Genomic DNA, 16,664 nt, shown 5'->3' with positions numbered 1-16,664 from the left:
CGTTTTGGGCGGACTTCATCACACGAAACAACCATACCGCAGCGTACAGAAAGCCGATATCGTATTTGTCTCATCGCGGCTAGATTCAGATTGCTCTCATATGCCGCGGGGCAAAGGACGCGCCCATGGTCGCGTGCACCCAGCGCGCCATGGCGCAAATTACAAACGTCGGTAAGTCGGCGCTGCCAGTTGCCGGGTCAAATGGCAGCGAGCCGCGCGGCGTCAGTGCATTGGCCGCTGGTATGAAACCTGCGCCAGCAAATTTCCGCATACGCACCCAGCGAGGAGACGCCATGGCCGCCTTTGACCCCAACGACACCAATGTATCCAGCACCCAGCAAAAGCTCCAGGCCGATACCCGGCAGCTGGCGAAGGATCTCGATGACCTGCTGGCCCAGCTGCCAAACCTGACCGGCGAGGCAATCGAAACCGCCAAGCAGACCTTCCTGGCGAAGGCCGCCCAGGGAACGGACAAGCTGGCATCGATCAAGGCATCGGTCAGCGACAGCGTGTCGCGCGGCCAGGAATGCGTGACCGACTATACGCACCGGGAGCCGATCAAGGCGCTGGGCATGGCGCTGGGAATTGGCGTCCTGCTGGGCGCGTTGCTATGCCGGCCGACCCGTCATGGCGACCGCTACGACGACTGACGCGCGGGCCCTGGCGGCTGGCTGAATCAGGCTGCCAGGGCGTCCGGCACCGGCGTGCCGGGCAGCGCCGCGCGCAGGATGTCGGCAAGCCGCTCCACCTCGGGCGGCATCGTGGCCGACGCGCGCACCATCGCGAGCGACATCGACGGCAGCGCAGGCAGGCCATGTTCCCCGGCCTGCAGCGCCCGTACGCCCGCGGGCAATCCGTAGCGCGAGCGCACCGTCAAGCCCAGCCCCGCAGCGGCGGCGGCCCACAGCCCGCCAAGATTCGGGCTCGAAAACGTGATTCGCCACGGAATGCCTGCACGGTCCAGTGCGGCCACCGCGGCCGAATGAAACTGGCACGGGCGGTCGAAGGCCACCAGCGGCAACGGCTCGCCATCGTCCGGCTGCCAAGGCATCGTCGCCGCGCCGGTTGCGGCGCCGACCCAACACATCGGCACGTCGTCGATCCGTTCCACGTACCGGTGCCCCATCGCATACCCGGCCACATCGTCCGATATGGCGGGATGCATGTCGGCCCACACCAGCGCCAGATCGCACCGTCCGCTGTCGATCCGCTCCAGCAGGTCGGCATTGCGGGACACCACCGCCTCGATGCGCACCCTTGGGTGGGCGCGTGCGAAGCGGCCCAGCACTTCAGGCAGCAAGCCTTCGCCAAATTCCTCCTGCAGCCCCAGGCGGATGCCGCCCGACAGGTCCACCCCGCGTACCGCACTGACGGCTTCGTCGTTGAGCTCCACCAGACGGCGCGCGTAACCCAGCATCGCCTCGCCAGCGGCCGTCAGCGCCAACCCGCGCCCGGCCTTGCGGAACAGCGGCGTGCCGGCCTGTTCCTCGAGCTTGCGGATCTGGGCGCTGATGGCCGACGTGGATCGGCCCACGCGATCCGCCGCGCGGGCAAAGCTGCCCAGTTCCATGCCGGCCAGCAGACTGCGCAGCGCAGCCAGATCGAGATTGGTTCGGGACATCGCAACCATCCTGTTTTATCGAACGAACTGTGAAGAATTTTCCGATTTTCAGGATGAATTCTCGGTGACAGACTGGATCACGTCAAACAGCTTCGGGATCACCTGTCACCTATGTCTTCGCACACCGTTCCGCTTCCCGTACCGCCAGCCCGGCGCCTGACACCTTCCCATCGCTGGAAGGTATTGGGCGTCGGCGTGGCGGCCAACGCCAGCGTACTGGCCGCTGTCGGCGGCATTCCGACCACAGCCGTCTGGATGCGCACGGGCTACCACCTGGACACCGCGCAAGTCGGCCTGGCCGTCGGCGCGATCGGTCTGGGCACCGCGCTGTCCGAACTACCGTGGGGCGTGGCGGCCGACCGCTGGGGCGATCGCCCGGTGTTGCTGGGCGGACTGGCCGCCACCAGCGCGGCGCTGCTGGCGATGGCCCTCTGGCTGTCGCCCATGACGGGGCCCGCCGCGCATATCCCCTCACTGTCATGGCTGGTGGTGGCCATGACGCTGGTCGGGCTGGTGGGCGGCAGCGTCAACGGTGCCAGTGGGCGCGCGGTCATGCGCTGGTTTCACGAAGGCGAACGCGGGCTTGCCATGAGCATCCGCCAGACTGCCGTGCCGATGGGCGGCGGCATCGGGGCGCTGACCCTGCCATGGCTGGCGTCAACCGTCGGCTTTACCTGGGCTTATGGGTGGCTCGCGCTGTTGTGCGGCGTCTCCGCCCTCCTGACCTGGTGCTGGCTCCATGAACCGCCCGACTTCCAGGCCACCTCCGTGGCGCAGTTGCGCAGCCCGAACCCGCTCGGCCGGGCAGGCATCTGGCGCATCGTGCTGGCCATCGGTCTGCTTTGCGTGCCGCAATTCGCAGTGCTGACCTTCACCTCGATCTTTCTGCATGACTACGCACAGGCCGGGCTGGGTACGATCACGACCACGCTGGTCACGATCCAGGCCGGCGCGATGCTCACGCGCATCTGGAGCGGCCGCTGGACCGACCGGCACGGCAATCGGCGAACCTATCTGCGTGCCTGCACGCTGATCGCGGCGATTGCCTTCCTGCTGCTGGCCGGCTGCGTGCATGGCAGTGCGGCGGACAGCCGGTGGATGGCGCTGCTTCCGGTGGTGCTGGCGCTGGCCGGTATCGCGGTATCTGCCTGGCACGGCGTCGGCTACACCGAACTGGCGGCCATGGCCGGCGCCGACCGGGCGGGCACCGCGCTCGGCATGGCCAACACGGTAGTGTTCTTCGGTTTCTTCCTCACGCCGCTTGCGCTGCCGCACTGGCTGGCGCTGACATCGTGGCCAGTCGTCTGGGCAACGACGGCCGTGGTGGCGCTCGGCGCCTCGCCGCTCTTTCCGCGGCCAGCCAGCCGCTGAAGCCGGGCCAGCCATCCGCGCCGCACAGGGACGAAAAAAAACCGGGGCGCGTTGCCCCGGTCTTCGTTTCGGCTTCTCGAGCCCTGCTCAATGCGCCATCGAGTCGTTCAGGCGGTTCTCGTTGTTCGACTGGCCTTCCTCGTCCGGCCAGTTCCGGCCCACCATCCACTCGTAGAGCGTCGGCAGCACGATCAGCGTCAGCAGCGTGGCCGTAATCAGGCCGCCGATGATGACGATGGCCAGCGGACGCTGCGTTTCCGAGCCGATGGCGCGCGAGACGGCCATCGGGAACAGGCCCAGCATGGCCAGCATGGCCGTCATCAGCACCGTGCGCAGGCGGTCCATCGAACCGGTCAGCACGGCCTGGCGCACCGGCATGCCTTCCTGGCGCAGCTGGTTGAAGTACGTCACCATCACCACCCCGTTCAGCACGGCCTGGCCAAACAGCGCGATAAAGCCGATGGCCGCCGACACCGACAGCGGAATGCCGGTCAGGAACAGCGCGAACACCCCGCCAATCAGCGCGAACGGGATGTTCGAGATGATCAGCGCCGCGCTCTTGAACGACTGGAACGCATTGAACAGCAGCAGGAAGATCAGCAGCACCGACAGCGGCACCACGATCGACAGGCGCGCCATCGCGCGTTCCTGGTTCTCGAATTCGCCCGACCAGCTGATCTTGACGTCTTCGGCGTTCACGTTCTTCTTCACCAGTTCCTGCATGTCTTTCACCACGCTGCCCATGTCGCGGTCGTGGATGAAGATGCCGATCGACGTGGTGCGCTGGCCGTTCTCGCGGCTGATGTTCATCGCGCCGGACGCCGCCCGGAACGTCACCAGCTGCGACAGCGGCACCTGCGCCCCGTCGGCGGTCTGCATGAAGATGTTCGGCAGGTTCGGCAGTTCGCGCTCGCCCGGCTTCAGGCGCACCACCACGCTGAAGTGCTTTTCGCCCTCCCACAGTTCCGTGGCGGCCTTGCCGGCCAGCGCGCTTTCCATCAGGTCCTGCACATCGGCCACGTTGATGCCGTAGCGGGCCGCCTGGGCGCGATCGAATTCCAGCACGTACTGCGGCAGCTCTCCGTCGCGGTCGATGAACGCGCGCATCACGCCCTTGACCGACTGCACGTTCGCCAGGATCTGGTCGGCCACCTTCTTGTTGTGCTCGAGGCTGTCGCTCTGCACCTTGATCACGATCTGGCCCTTGATCTGCGAGATGCTTTCCAGGATGTTGTCGCGCACCGGCTGCGAGAAATTCGGCTCGATGCCCGGCAGCTGACGCAGGTTGTGGTTGATCTCGTTGATGATCTTGCGCTTGTCGAAGCCCGCGCGCCACTGCTTGTCGGCCTTCAGGTCGACCAGGATCTCCACCGTGTTGATCAGCTTGGGATCGGTACCGTCGTCAGGGCGGCCCACCTTGGAAATCGTGGTGTTCACCTCGGGCGTCTTGCGGATCACGTTGCGCAGGATGCGGGCCTGGTCGCGCGCCTCGACCAGCGACACCGACGCCGGCAGGTCGAAGCTGACCCACATCGAGCCTTCGTCCAGCTCGGGCAGGAATTCGCTGCCCAGGAACTTGCCCACGCCCACGGTCGCCACCAGCAGGCCCAGTGCAATGCCCACCACCTTCTTCTTGTTGTCCAGCGCCCAGGCCAGCATCGGCTCGTAGATGCGCTTGCAGTACCGCACCACGAAGTTGTCGTCGTGGGCGATGTTCTTGGTCAGCAGCAGATGGCACAGCAGCGGCACCACGGTCAGCGACAGGATCAGCGAGCCGATCAGCGCGCCGGTCACCGTGTACGCCATCGGCGCGAAGATCTTGCCCTCGTGGCGCTGCAGCGTGAAGATCGGGATGTGCGCCGCGATGATGATGATCATCGAGAACACGGTCGGCCGGCCCACCTCGGTGGTGGCCTGCAGGATCGCGTAAAGCCGCGCGCGGCTGTCCTTGATCTGCTGCTCCTTGAGCTCGCCCAGCCGCTTGAAAATGTTCTCGACGACGATCACTGCGCCGTCGACGATGATCCCGAAGTCCATCGCGCCCAGCGACAGCAGGTTGGCCGGAATGCCGACCCACGTCAGGCCGATGAACGTCGACAGCAGCGACAGCGGAATCACCAGCGCCACGATTGCCGCCGCGCGCACATTGGCCAGGAACAGGTAGAGCACGGCCAGCACCAGCAGCGCGCCTTCCACCAGGTTGCCGAACACCGTGTGCAGCGTCTTGTCGATCAGCGTGGAGCGATCGTAGTACGGCACGATCTTCACGCCCTTGGGCAGGATCTGCGAGTCCAGCAGTTCGATCTTCTGCTTCAGTGCCTCAAGCACCACCGACGGGTTTTCGCCCTTGCGCATCACCACGATGCCCGAGACGATGTCGTCCTCGTTGTCCTGGCCCATCAGGCCCTGCGGCGGCGCCGAGCCGATCTTCACCTCGGCAATGTCCCTGACCAGGATCGGCGTGCCGTTGTTCTCGGCCACCACCACGTTGGCGATGTCCGCCGAAGAGCGGAAGCTGCCCAGCGAACGCAGCAGGTACTGCTGGCGGCCATGGGCCACCGCGCCGCCACCGGCGTTCGAGTTACCGCGCTGCAGCGCCGTGAACAGCTGCGACAGCGAGATCTTGGCGTCGCGCATGCGGCCCAGGTTGGGGTTCACCTCGTACTGCTTGATCGAACCGCCAATGGTCACCACGTCGGCCACGCCCGGCACCTGGCGCATGTTCTTTTCGACCACCCAGTCCTGCAGCGTGCGCAGTTCCTGCGCCGTATAGCCCTTGCCGGTCAGGCGGAAACGGAAGATTTCGCCGATGGCGGTGGACAGCGGCGCCAGCTCCGGCTGCACGCCGTCGGGCAGGTCCACGCTGCGCAGCCGCTCGATGATCTGCTGGCGCGCGGTGACGTCGGTGGCCTTGTCGTTGAAGGTCACCATCATGAACGACAGGCCGAACTGGGTGTGCGAGAACACCCGCACCGAGTTCGGCGTGCCTGCCAGTGCCGTTTCGATCGGAATCGTGACCTGACGCTCCACCTCCTCGGCGGCCCGGCCCGGGTACAGCGTGATGATGTTGACCTGGATGTCCGAGACGTCCGGGAAGGCCTCGATCGGCAGGTTCTTGAAGGCGGCCAGGCCGCCCGCGACGAAGATGATCAGGCCGAGCCAGACGAACAGCTTCTGGTGCAGCGCAAAGCTAACGATACGTTGGATCATCGGGCCGCCTTTATTGCTTGGCGGCCGCACGCGCGGCATTCACCGCGGTGGCATCGCGCAGGATGTCCTGCAGGTAGAGGTTGCCATCCGTGATGACAACGTCACCGTCCTTCAGGCCCGCCACCACTTCGGTCGTGCCCGGCAGCGACACGCCCAGCTTGACCTCGCGGCGCTCGAACACGAACGGCGTGGACGACGTGCGCACGAACACGTAGTTCCTGTTGTCGGCCAGGAACACGGCCTTGGACGGCACCGCAATCCCCTGGAACGACGCGGCCTGGAGCTTGGCCGTCACGAACATCTCGGCCTTCAGGCGGCGGTCGGCGTTGGGCACCACCAGGCGCACCTTCACGCTGCGCGAGGCCGGATCGACATAGTCGGCGATCTTGACCACGGTGCCCGTGAAGGTCTCGCCGGGATAAGCGGCGCTGACCAGCTGGACGTTGATGCCGGGCTTGAACAGGCCGAGGTCCGCCTCGGCGGCGTCGAGCTGGGCCCACAGCGTGCTGGGATCGGTGATCAGGAACAGCGGCGCATTGGGCTGCTGGTCCGGGCGCACTTCCATGCCGGGATTGATATTGCGTTCCACCACCAGCCCGTCGATCGGGCTGCGCAGCGCGAAACGCTGGTTCACGGCGTCGCCGCTGCCCGCGCCATACATGCGCAGCGCGGCCTGCGTGCGGGCCAGGTCGGCGGCGGCACGGGCGTTGTCGGCCTGCGACTGCTCCAGGTCCTTCTGGGCGATCACGCCGGCCTGGTATAGCTCGCGCTGGCGGGCCAGTGCCTTGGCGGCCACGGCGCTGTCGGCCGCAGCCTTGCGGGCGTCGGCCTGGGCCACGCCGAAGTCGGGCGATGTCAGCATGGCCAACGCCTGGCCGGCCTTCACCGTGGCACCCGGCTGCACCATGATCTCCATCACGCGGCCCACGAACGGCGTGGCCACGCGCACGGTCTTGTCCTCGTTCCAGACCAGGCGGCCCGGCATGCTCAGCATGCGGTCGCCGCCGCTTTGCACGGGCTGGCCAACCACCCCGGAAAGCGCCTTCACGCTGGCCGGATACGTGATGGTCTGGCCGGAGATCTTCGGCTCGTCATCGTTTTCCGGGACTTCCTTCTTGCCACAGCCGGCCAACGCCAGCGCGCACAGAGACACCACGGCGGCCATGCGGAAACGGCCGGAGAGAGACGGGAAATTATGGGCGCGACGCATCGGTACGAACCTGGGGAAGCTTGTTGATATCGGATTGGGTGGATTGCAGCGCGGTCAGGTAGGCCGACAGGGCCTTGGCATAGTTGCCCTGCGCTTCCACGGCATCCACACGGGTCTGGCGCAGCGCGCGGCGTGCGTCCAGCAGGTCCAGCACGCCGCTGGCCCCCTTGGAATAGGCGAATTCGGCACTGTTGGCCACGCTTTCGGCGGCCGGCAGCACCGATTCACGCATCTGCTGCAGCGACGCCCGGGCGGCGTCCAGCTGCGCACGCAGCCGGCCGATCTCGTTCTGGGCCTCGAGCAGGATGCGATTGCGGTCGTCCAGCGCCGCGTAGTAATCGACCTCGGCCCGGCGCGCCTCGCCGCCGAAGCTGTGGCGCACGAACAGCGGGATCGACACGAACGCGCCGTAGCTGTTGCCGCTGCCGGTGGTGTTGGTCTCCGAAACAGGATAGTGCTCGTACTGCACGCCTACGGTCACGTCGGGCACGCGGCCGGCACGGGCCAGGTCGCGCTGCGACGACGCGGCGGCCAGCCGCGCTTCGGCGGCGGTCACGTCCGGGCGGCGCTGCAGCACTTCGGGATCGAACGGCGGCACCGGCGCATCGGGGGCCGGCCAGTCCGCCACCAGGCGGTTGTCCATCAGCGTGCCGGGCACGCCCATCGCGGCGGCCAGCGCGGCCTTGTCGCTGCTGTGGTCGGCCATGGCCGCGCGCAGGTCGTTCTGGGCGCGCAGCGTTTCGAGCTGGAGCTTGGTCACGTCCGCGCGCGACACATCGCCCGCCTTGAGCCGCGTCTCGTTGGCCTGCTGGGTCCGGCCGTAGAGCCCGACGGTTTCGGTCAGCACCTCCACGCGGGTCTGGCTGACCACGGCTTCGTACCAGGCCTGGTCCACGGCGCCCAGCTGCTGGGCCACCACCGCCTGGGTCTGCTCGCCCGCGGCGGCGCTGGCCTTGCGGGCGACCTCGGTACGCAGGTTGCCCTTGTTGGCCGTCTCGATGACCTGGTCCACGCGAACGGTCGAATCCACCGTCTTGCTGCGCAGGTTGCCAGCGCCCACGCCAAGGTGCGGGTTGATATTGGCCACGCCCAGGCTCAGCACCGGGTTGGGCCGCTGGGAAGCAATCTGGATGTCGGCCTGGCTGGCCTCTTCGTTACGGCGGGCGGCGATGATGTCGCGGTTGCAGCGCAACGCGTCAAGCCGGGCCTGCGCCAGCGTCAGGGCAGCCTTGGGGGGTGGTGGCACACAGGGGCCGTCGGGCGGCATTGGCGCGCTGGCGGCGTGACCAGCACTGACCACCAGGGCAAGCAGCGTTGCCGCGGCGGCACGGAAAACAGCAGGAAAATGCACGATCGGTCTGGCTCAATTCGACTTGCGGTCTGGAGTAAACGACCGTGCCAGCCGAATGGTGGACCGGGTAAGTGACTTTTATCGTTCTGTTTTACCCGGCGTCCAGTCCATTAATACCGCATGCATGGCAGCGCACGATCTCCCATGCGCATTTGACAGCAACCCCATTACAAATTGCTTTCATCCTGTCGATAAATTTCGACATTTGCATCGAACCCACCGGTCAGGGAAAACACCGATTGGCGCCGTACGGACGTAAATGGCTGCACCGATGGTTTATTAGCGAAACATTAACGGCCTGCCGCCACGACAATACGTTGCGCGCGATCAAGGACCGGCCGGTCGACCATTTTCCCGTCCACCGCAATGGCGGCGCCCTGCGCGGCCGCGGCCTGCTCCACCACGCGGCGCGCCCACGCTACTTCGGCATCGGTGGGCGCCAGCGCCGCATGCACGCCGGCTACCTGGCTTGGATGAATCAGCAGCTTCGCGCCGAACCCGAAGCGACGCCCACGTAACGTATCGGCAGCCAGCGCCTGGGCGTCGCCGATGGCGGTGCAGACGCCGTCCACCGGAGCCGGCAGGCCGGCAGCCCGGGAATGGAGCACCAGGGCACTGCGGCAGTAGTGCAGCGGAAGGTCGTCGTCGCCCACGTCGAGATCGAACATCAGGTCGATGCTGCCGAACAGCAGGCGCGTGACGCCTGGCGTCCGCGCCACATCCGGTAAATCGGCAAACCCGGCGGCGGTTTCCAGCAAGGCATGGCAGGGGATATCCGGCAACCCTGCGCGAAGTGCCGCCAGCGACGCATTGTCTGCCTTCGGCAGCACGATGGCCTGGACCGCCTGCGTGCGGCAGAAAGCCAGATCGTCGCAAAAATACGGCGTATCGGCGCCGTTCAGGCGCAGCAGCAGCGCCACGCCCGCCGCGTCGGCCTGCTGTTGGAGTGTGCCCCATACTGCACGCAAGCCGTCGCGCGCCTGGGCCTTGGCATCGGGTGCGACGGCATCTTCCAGATCGACAATCACCGCATCGGCACCGGCCGCGATGGCTTTCCCGATGCGATCCGGCCGCGACGCTGGCACAAACAGATAGCTGCGCGGGACGCGCGCCTGGGCAGGAGTTGCGCTCATGCCGCCTCCTCAGACCACGCCGTCGGCGTGCAGGCTGGCGATCTGCGCCGCGCTGCAGCCCACTTCGGCCAGGATGGCATCGGTGTGCTGGCCGACGCCCGGCACGGCATCCATCCGCGCATCGGTCATGCCTGGCGGCAGCAGCGCCGGAATCGGTCCGGCCGGCGTGTCCACCTGGCGCCACCGCGCGCGGGCGGCCAATTGCGGGTGATGCCACACATCGGCCATGGTATTGACGTTGGCATTGGCGATCCTGGCCTCTTCCAGGCGGTGCACCACCTCGGCGGCACTGAGCCGGCTGAAGGCCTCGACGATGCGGGCGCGCAGCTGCGCGCGGTTGGCGCTGCGCAGGCTGTTCGTGGCAAAGTCAGCCTGCGTGGCCAGATCGGGCTCCTGCAGCACCACCTTGCAGAACACCGCCCATTCGCGCTCGTTCTGCAGACCCAACATGACGGTTTTGCCGTCGCCGGTCGGGAACGGCCCGTACGGATAGATCGTGGCGTGGGCGGCGCCCGCGCGGGGCGGCGGCTCGGCGCCTTCGAACGCGTAATACATCGGAAAGCTCATCCACTCGACCATCGATTCGAGCATCGACACGTCGATGCGCTTGCCGCGCCCGGTCTGGCCCCGCTCGATCAGTGCCGCCAGCACGTTGCTGTAGGCGTACATGCCAGCCGCGATGTCGGCCACCGATGCGCCCGCCTTGACGCCCTCTTCCGGCGTGCCGGTGACGGACACGAAGCCCGACTCGCTCTGCACCAGCAGGTCGTACGCCTTCTTGTCCCGATAGGGGCCATCGCCGCCGTAGCCCGAAATATCGCAGACGATCAGGCGCGGATAGCGTTTCGACAGCGTTTCATAGTCGAGCCCCAGCCGCGCGGAAGCGCCGGGCGCCAGGTTCTGCACCAGCACGTCGGTCTTTTCCAGCAACGCCTCCAGCACCGGCCCTGCGCCGGGCGCCTTGACGTCCAGCGTCAGGCTTTCCTTCGAACGGTTGGTCCACACGAAGTGCGACGACAGCCCCCGCACCCGGCCGTCATAGGCACGCGCGAAATCCCCGGGGCCGGGACGTTCGATCTTGATGACGCGCGCGCCCAGGTCAGCCAGCTGGCGGGTGCAGAAAGGCGCCGCAATGGCCTGTTCGAGCGAGACTACGGTGATGCCTTCAAGCGGTCTGGACATGGCAGTGTCGGGGGCGAAAGATGCGCATGGCGCGATGCCGACAATCTACCTGCCGGCGCCGGCCGTGTGAAATAGGGAATGCGGAAGGCACCATAAGTAGAATCAATACCCTGGCGTTTTCATATCTGATAAGTCGAAGGGGAGAGACCCACCATCATGGACATCCGCGCCATGCGCTATTTCGTGGCCATCGTCGACCACGGCAGCCTCACGCGGGCCGCCGAGGTGGTGTGCGTGGCACAGCCCGCGCTGTCGCAGCAGCTGGCCGCGCTGGAGGACGAGTTTGGCGTGCCGCTGGTGCATCGCGGCGCCAAGGGCGTGCGACCCACCGAGGCCGGCAAGACGCTGTACCGGCATGTGCGTAATATCCTGCGCCAGATCGAGATTGCCGGGGCCGACGTACGCGTGGCCGGCACCGAGGTCTCGGGCACCGTGGCCATCGGGCTGCCCACCACCGCTGCCGCCGCCTTCGGCATGGCCCTGGTGCGGGCCGTACGCCAACGCTATCCGCAGGTGCGGCTGCAGCTCTTCGAAAGCATGAGCGGCTATATCTCCGAACTGCTGAACCAGAACCGGCTCGACTTTGCGATCCTGTTCCGCGACACACCGTCGCGCGCGGTGGAGCCCGAGCCGCTGGCCAGCGAACCGCTCTACCTGATTGGCACACCACCCGGCCCGGCGCCGCGCGGCAAGGCCACCGAGACGGTGGCGCTCAAGGCGCTCGACGCGCTGCCACTGGTACTGCCAAGCGGATCGCAGGGTCTGCGCGAGGTGGTGGAGCGGCGCTTCGCACAGGCCGGCATCGCCCTGAACGTGGTGGCCGATCTCGATTCGCTGCCGTTCCTGCTGGCCGCCGCCCGCGAAGGGCTGGCCTGCACGATCCTGCCGGCCTCGTCGCTGGATGAAAGCGATGCCGCCGTGCCGCGCCGGCGTATCGTGCCCGAACTGCGCCGCACGCTGTCGCTGTGCTGGCCGCGCGCGCTGCCACGTTCGAACGCGGCGGAAGCCGTTGCCGACGTCCTGCGCGACATCGTCAAGGAGAGAATTGCAGAAGGCGGTTCGTTGGCGCCGCCGGCATTGCAAGCATTGCCAAAGAGCTGACCCCGGACAACCGCCCGGCAGGGCGCCCCGGGCCGCGCTTGCCACGCGGCGGTTCCTCCCGCATCATCGCCACATCCCACGTCGTTCGTCGCCTACCAGTCAGCCATGGCAACTGCCAGCTACGCGTTCAAGCCGCATGAACGGCCGTCGATGCCGGGGTCGCCCGCCACGCCGGACCACCCCACGCCACGGCGCGTCGCCTACTTCTGCGTGGGCGTGCTGATCGGGCTGACCGGCGCCTTCGGCAACGCGCTGGTGGTGGCCAACCTCAACAACATCCAGGGGGTGTTCGGCCTGTACAGCGACGAGGCCGCGTGGCTGTCCACGGTCTATGTCATGACCAATGTCTGCATGTCGATGCTGGTGATCAAGTTCCGCCAGCAGTACGGCCTGCAGCGGTTCACCAAGGTCTTCCTGCTGTCCTACGCGCTGATCACGGGCGCCCACCTGCTGACCCACACCTTCGGCACCGCCCTGCTGGCGCGCGCCGCCAATGGCATCGCCGCCAGCGGCATGTCCACGCTGGCGCTCTACTACATCATCCAGTCGCTGCCGGCGCGGCATCGCATGCGTGCGGTGGTGATCGGCTTCGGCGTGCCGCAGCTGGCCACGCCGCTGGCGCGGACGTTTTCCACGGGCATGCTCGAAGCCGGCAACTGGCAGACGCTGTACCAGTTCGAATTCGGCCTGTCGCTGCTGTCGCTGGTCACGGTGGCGCTGCTGCCGCTGCCGCCCAGCGAGCGGATCAAGGCCTTCGAGCCGCTCGACTTCGTCACCTTCGCGCTGTTCGCCCCGGGCATGGCGCTGCTGTGCGCGGTGCTGGGCCAGGGCCGCATCCTGTGGTGGACCGAGGCGCCGTGGCTGGGCTACGCGCTGTGCGGCGCGGTGATCCTGATCGCGGCGGCGCTGTGGATCGAGCACAACCGCGTGAATCCGCTGCTCAATACGCGCTGGCTGGGCAGCATGGCGATCATCCGCTTTGCCGTGGTGGCCACGTCGGTGCGTATCCTGCTGTCCGAACAGCCGTATGGCGCGGTGGGCCTGCTGACGGCGCTGGGCATGGGCAACGACCAGCTGATCTCGCTGTATATCGTCGTGTCGATGGCCACGGTGGCCGGCATCGCGGCCAGCGCCCTGACCCTGAATCCGCAGAACCTCGGGCGGCCAATCCGCATTTCGCTGATCCTGATCGCGATCGGCGCGTTCGTCGATGCCGGCTCGACGAACCTGACGCGGCCGCAGAACATGTATTTCACGCAGTCGCTGATCGCCTTTGCGGCAGTCTATTTCCTGGGTCCGACGCTGCTGATCGGCATGGGCAGCGCGCTGCAGCGCGGCATGAGCCATTTCGTCAGCTTTTCGGCGCTGTTCAGCATCACGCAGTCGCTGGGCGGGCTGGCGGGGTCGGCGCTGCTCGGGACGTTCCAGACCTGGCGCGAGAAATTCCATTCGCATGCGCTGGTGCAAGGCATCAGCCTGTCCGACCCGCTCGACGCCGCGCGCCTGCAACTGCTGGCCAACGCCTACAGCCGCGTGCTGGCCGACCCGGTGCTGCGCCAGACCGAAGGCACCATGGCGCTGGCGCAGCAGGTCACGCGCGAAGCCAACGTGCTGGCGTTCAACGACGTCTTCCTGGTGATCGGCATCCTGTCCACCGTCACCTTTGTCTGGCTGCTGGCGCTGTACCTGAACCGGGTGGTGCCGGGACATATTCCAGAGAAGAAGCCATCGCCAACCCCGCCCTCCACGGAGAAAGGCACTTGACCCCACCGCCCGACCGGCCAGAACCGCCCGAATCGCCCGAATCACCAGCGCAGCCCGATCGCACCCCCGCCCAGCCCCCGGCCGGCAAGCCCGAACGGCTTGACGACCCGGTGGAGGTCGATGCTTCGCCCAAGGGCTGGGCGCCGCCGCGCGGATCGCGCCGGCTGACCGCGCTGATCGTCGTCGTGGCGCTGGCCAGCGTGCTGATCATCCTGTACGCCTGGGGCCTGCCGCCGTTCTCGCCGTCGATCCAGAGCACCGACAACGCCTATGTGCGCGGCCAGACCACGATCATCAGCCCGCAGGTGAGCGGCTATGTGACCGAGGTGCCGGTGCATGACTTCGACCTGGTGAAGACCGGTCAGGTGCTGCTGCGGATCGACGACCGCATCTATCGCCAACGCGTGGCACAGGCGCGCGCATCGCTGAACACGCAAATTGCCAACCTGGCGAACGCCGACCAGACCCAGCGCGCCCGCGAGGCCACCGTGAAGTCGCAGCTGGCCAATGCCGACAACGCCCGCGCCCAGCTGCTGCGCGCCCAGGCCGACATGAAGCGTGTGGACGAACTGGTGGCCGACGGTTCGGTGTCGCTGCGCGAACGCGACCAGACCCGGGCGGCGCTGCGCCAGGCGGAGGCTGCCGTCGAGCAGTCGCGCGCCGCGGTGGAGATCGCCCGGCAGGACGTGGAAGCCATCATCGTGGGCCGCGAGGGCCTCAAGGCTGCCGTCGAACAGGCGCGGGCCGCCCTGCAGCTGGCCGACATCGACCTGTCGAACACCGTCGTCATCGCGCCGCAGGACGGCCGGCTCAGCCAGATCGGCGCGCGGCTGGGGCAGTACGTGACATCGGGCTCGCAGCTGATGTTTCTGGTGCCGCCGCAACGCTGGGTCATCGCCAACTACAAGGAAGCCCAGACCGCCCGCATGGCGCCGGGCCAGCGGGCCACGTTCCGCGTCGATGCGCTGGACAACGCGCGCCTGACCGGCCGCGTGGAGCGGCTGTCGCCGGCGGCCGGTTCCGAGTTCGCGGTGATTGTCGCCGATAACGCCACCGGCAATTTCGTCAAGGTGGCGCAGCGTATCTCGGTGCGCATTGCCATCGACCCTGATCAGCCGATGGCGGATCGCCTGCGTCCGGGCATGTCGGTGCAGGCCGAAGTCGACACCCGCACCAATCCGCCACCCACGCGATGACGCACACGCCTGTTCCTGCCGCCTGCATCGCGCTGCGCCTGACGCGCCGCGCCGTGCTGCCCGCCATCGGCCTGCTGCTGGCCGGCTGCATGGGACCGCGCCCGCCCGCGCCGGAGCCCGTCGCGCCGCCGGTCGCCTGGCGCGTGGACCCCGGCCCCACCGTCGCCATCGAGCGCGAATGGTGGCAGACCTACGGCGACCCGGCGCTGACCGCGCTGGTGGCCCAGGCGCTGGGTCAGAACGACGACATCGCCATCGCCGTGACACGCGTGCGCCAGGCCGATGCCCAGGCGCGCATCGCCCGCGCCGCGCTGTTCCCGACGCTGGACTTCACGGCCAGCGGCACACGCGCCCGCGGCATCAACGCATTCGGCACGGCCCGCACCGCCAACACCGGCCAGTTGGCGCTGGATGCTTCCTACGAGGTCGATCTGTTCGGCCGCATCGCCGATTCGGTGGGGGCCGCGCGCAACAGCCTGCTGGCCAGCGAGGCGGCGCGCGACACCACCATCCTGTCCGTATCGGCCGCCGCCGCGCGCGGCTATATCACGCTGCGGGCGCTCGATGCCCAGCTCGATGTGGTGCGCCAGACGCTGACGTCGCGCGCCGACGCGCTGCGCCTGGCGCGCGACCGGGCGCGGGCTGGGTACACGTCCCAGCTCGAATACGAACAGGCGCGGGCAGAATATGAATCGACCGCCCAGGCCGTACCCCAGGCCGAACTGGCCGTGGCACGGCAGGAAAACGCGCTGGGCGTACTGGTGGGCAATCCCGATGCGGGCGCCATCGCGCGTGGCCTGCCGCTGCAGGCGCTGCAGCAGCCGCCCGTGCCGGCGGGCCTGCCGTCCGAACTGCTGCGGCGGCGGCCCGACATCGCCCAGGCCGAATACACGCTGGCCGCCACCGATGCCAGTCTGTCCGCCGCCCGCAAGGCCTATCTGCCCCGCATTCCGCTGACCGCCTCGGCCGGACTGGTCTATGCAACGGGGCTGGCCAATCCGGTCCGGATCTGGACACTCGGCGGCAGCGTGCTGGCACCGCTGTTCGAGGGCGGCCGCATCGTGGCCGGCGCCGATGCCGCCGCCGCACAGCGCGACGAGGCCGCCTATGCGTACCGCCGCGTGGCGCTGACCGCCTTCCGCGAAGTCAACGACAACCTGGCCGCGGTGCAGAAGCTGGGCGAACAGGAAGCGCGGCTGCGCGAGCAGCGCGACGCGCTGGCGGCGGCCCTGCGCCATGCCATCAACCGCTATCGCGCCGGGTACTCGCCCTATCTGGAGCAGCTGGACGCCCAGCGCCAGCTGTTCAGTGCCGAACTGAACCTGATCCAGACTCACACCGACCGCCTCAATGCCAGCGTGGCCCTGTACCAGGCGATGGGCGGCGGCTGGCAGCCGGCTGGCGGGACCGGCCAATAAGAAAAGCTTATGGCGCCAGTCGCCGATTGAATTTCTCCTGCGTGCGGGGCTGGGCTAGAGTGGGCCCCACAACACCCGGCAAGACCCCAGAACACCGGCCGGGCGGC

General features: G+C 67.6%; 12 protein-coding genes. 6 read left to right on the top strand and 6 right to left on the bottom strand.

The features are described from left to right. Positions 1 to 293: 293 nt before the first annotated feature. On the top strand, positions 294 to 650 hold the full coding sequence (locus tag AC3G88_RS20740; protein ID WP_488773796.1) for an ElaB/YgaM/YqjD family protein: 357 nt from the start codon (positions 294 to 296) through the stop codon (positions 648 to 650). 26 nt (positions 651 to 676) lie between these two features. On the opposite strand, the gene AC3G88_RS20735 is transcribed toward AC3G88_RS20740, so the two are convergent. Continuing rightward, positions 677 to 1,621 (bottom strand): LysR substrate-binding domain-containing protein, encoded by a 945-nt coding sequence (locus tag AC3G88_RS20735; RefSeq protein WP_488773797.1) that lies wholly within the window; start codon positions 1,619 to 1,621, stop codon positions 677 to 679. A 111-nt stretch (positions 1,622 to 1,732) separates the two neighbouring features. Between AC3G88_RS20735 and AC3G88_RS20730 the strand changes: the two genes are divergently transcribed. Continuing rightward, positions 1,733 to 2,992, top strand: coding sequence for an MFS transporter (locus tag AC3G88_RS20730; protein WP_488773798.1), 1,260 nt, complete (start codon positions 1,733 to 1,735; stop codon positions 2,990 to 2,992). Between the two features lie 87 nt (positions 2,993 to 3,079). Here the strand turns inward: AC3G88_RS20730 and AC3G88_RS20725 are convergent, their stop codons facing one another. From AC3G88_RS20725 to AC3G88_RS20705, 5 genes are all read right to left on the bottom strand, one after another. Further along, positions 3,080 to 6,202, bottom strand: a complete 3,123-nt coding sequence (locus AC3G88_RS20725) for an efflux RND transporter permease subunit (protein WP_488773799.1) — start codon at positions 6,200 to 6,202, stop codon at positions 3,080 to 3,082. Positions 6,203 to 6,212: 10 nt separating this feature from the next. Next, positions 6,213 to 7,412 carry an efflux RND transporter periplasmic adaptor subunit gene (locus AC3G88_RS20720; RefSeq protein ID WP_488773800.1) on the bottom strand — a complete coding sequence of 400 codons (1,200 nt, stop codon included), beginning with the start codon at positions 7,410 to 7,412 and terminating at the stop codon, positions 6,213 to 6,215. After that, positions 7,396 to 8,679, bottom strand: coding sequence for a TolC family protein (locus tag AC3G88_RS20715; protein ID WP_488773867.1), 1,284 nt, complete (start codon positions 8,677 to 8,679; stop codon positions 7,396 to 7,398). Before AC3G88_RS20715 ends, AC3G88_RS20720 begins: the two co-directional genes overlap by 17 nt. 374 nt (positions 8,680 to 9,053) lie before the next feature. Continuing rightward, the gene (locus AC3G88_RS20710) at positions 9,054 to 9,896 is read right to left on the bottom strand and encodes an HpcH/HpaI aldolase/citrate lyase family protein (RefSeq protein ID WP_488773801.1); all 843 of its coding nucleotides are present in this window, start codon (positions 9,894 to 9,896) and stop codon (positions 9,054 to 9,056) included. Between the two features lie 9 nt (positions 9,897 to 9,905). Next, positions 9,906 to 11,078: a CaiB/BaiF CoA transferase family protein gene (locus AC3G88_RS20705; RefSeq protein WP_488773802.1), complete on the bottom strand. Its 1,173-nt coding sequence runs from the start codon at positions 11,076 to 11,078 to the stop codon at positions 9,906 to 9,908. 156 nt (positions 11,079 to 11,234) lie between these two features. On the opposite strand from AC3G88_RS20705, the gene AC3G88_RS20700 reads away from it, so the two are divergent. The 4 genes from AC3G88_RS20700 to AC3G88_RS20685 all read left to right on the top strand — a co-directional run bounded on the left by AC3G88_RS20700 (position 11,235) and on the right by AC3G88_RS20685 (position 16,557). Continuing rightward, entirely contained in the window at positions 11,235 to 12,179 is a 945-nt protein-coding gene (locus tag AC3G88_RS20700; RefSeq protein ID WP_488773803.1) for a LysR substrate-binding domain-containing protein, read from the top strand. 105 nt (positions 12,180 to 12,284) lie between these two features. Next, entirely contained in the window at positions 12,285 to 13,943 is a 1,659-nt protein-coding gene (locus AC3G88_RS20695) for an MFS transporter (RefSeq protein ID WP_488893817.1), read from the top strand. After that, the gene (locus AC3G88_RS20690; protein ID WP_488773806.1) at positions 13,940 to 15,139 is read left to right on the top strand and encodes an HlyD family secretion protein; all 1,200 of its coding nucleotides are present in this window, start codon (positions 13,940 to 13,942) and stop codon (positions 15,137 to 15,139) included. Before AC3G88_RS20695 ends, AC3G88_RS20690 begins: the two co-directional genes overlap by 4 nt. Beyond that, positions 15,136 to 16,557: an efflux transporter outer membrane subunit gene (locus AC3G88_RS20685; protein WP_488773807.1), complete on the top strand. Its 1,422-nt coding sequence runs from the start codon at positions 15,136 to 15,138 to the stop codon at positions 16,555 to 16,557. Before AC3G88_RS20690 ends, AC3G88_RS20685 begins: the two co-directional genes overlap by 4 nt. Positions 16,558 to 16,664 lie beyond the last annotated feature (107 nt).

It is taken from the genome of Cupriavidus sp. 86D6, assembly GCF_057815095.1.
Note: the sequence above shows the minus strand (reverse complement) of the source record. Positions and strands in the feature narration are given on the sequence as shown.

Excerpts from the sequence above, each read along its gene's own strand:
- AC3G88_RS20740 (WP_488773796.1), top strand. The coding sequence starts at position 294 with ATGGCCGCCTTTGACCCCAACGACACCAATGTATCCAGCACCCAGCAA.
- AC3G88_RS20735 (WP_488773797.1), bottom strand. The coding sequence starts at position 1,621 with ATGTCCCGAACCAATCTCGATCTGGCTGCGCTGCGCAGTCTGCTGGCC.
- AC3G88_RS20730 (WP_488773798.1), top strand. The coding sequence starts at position 1,733 with ATGTCTTCGCACACCGTTCCGCTTCCCGTACCGCCAGCCCGGCGCCTG.
- AC3G88_RS20725 (WP_488773799.1), bottom strand. The coding sequence starts at position 6,202 with ATGATCCAACGTATCGTTAGCTTTGCGCTGCACCAGAAGCTGTTCGTC.
- AC3G88_RS20720 (WP_488773800.1), bottom strand. The coding sequence starts at position 7,412 with ATGCGTCGCGCCCATAATTTCCCGTCTCTCTCCGGCCGTTTCCGCATG.
- AC3G88_RS20715 (WP_488773867.1), bottom strand. The coding sequence starts at position 8,679 with ATGCCGCCCGACGGCCCCTGTGTGCCACCACCCCCCAAGGCTGCCCTG.
- AC3G88_RS20710 (WP_488773801.1), bottom strand. The coding sequence starts at position 9,896 with ATGAGCGCAACTCCTGCCCAGGCGCGCGTCCCGCGCAGCTATCTGTTT.
- AC3G88_RS20705 (WP_488773802.1), bottom strand. The coding sequence starts at position 11,078 with ATGTCCAGACCGCTTGAAGGCATCACCGTAGTCTCGCTCGAACAGGCC.
- AC3G88_RS20700 (WP_488773803.1), top strand. The coding sequence starts at position 11,235 with ATGGACATCCGCGCCATGCGCTATTTCGTGGCCATCGTCGACCACGGC.
- AC3G88_RS20695 (WP_488893817.1), top strand. The coding sequence starts at position 12,285 with ATGGCAACTGCCAGCTACGCGTTCAAGCCGCATGAACGGCCGTCGATG.
- AC3G88_RS20685 (WP_488773807.1), top strand. The coding sequence starts at position 15,136 with ATGACGCACACGCCTGTTCCTGCCGCCTGCATCGCGCTGCGCCTGACG.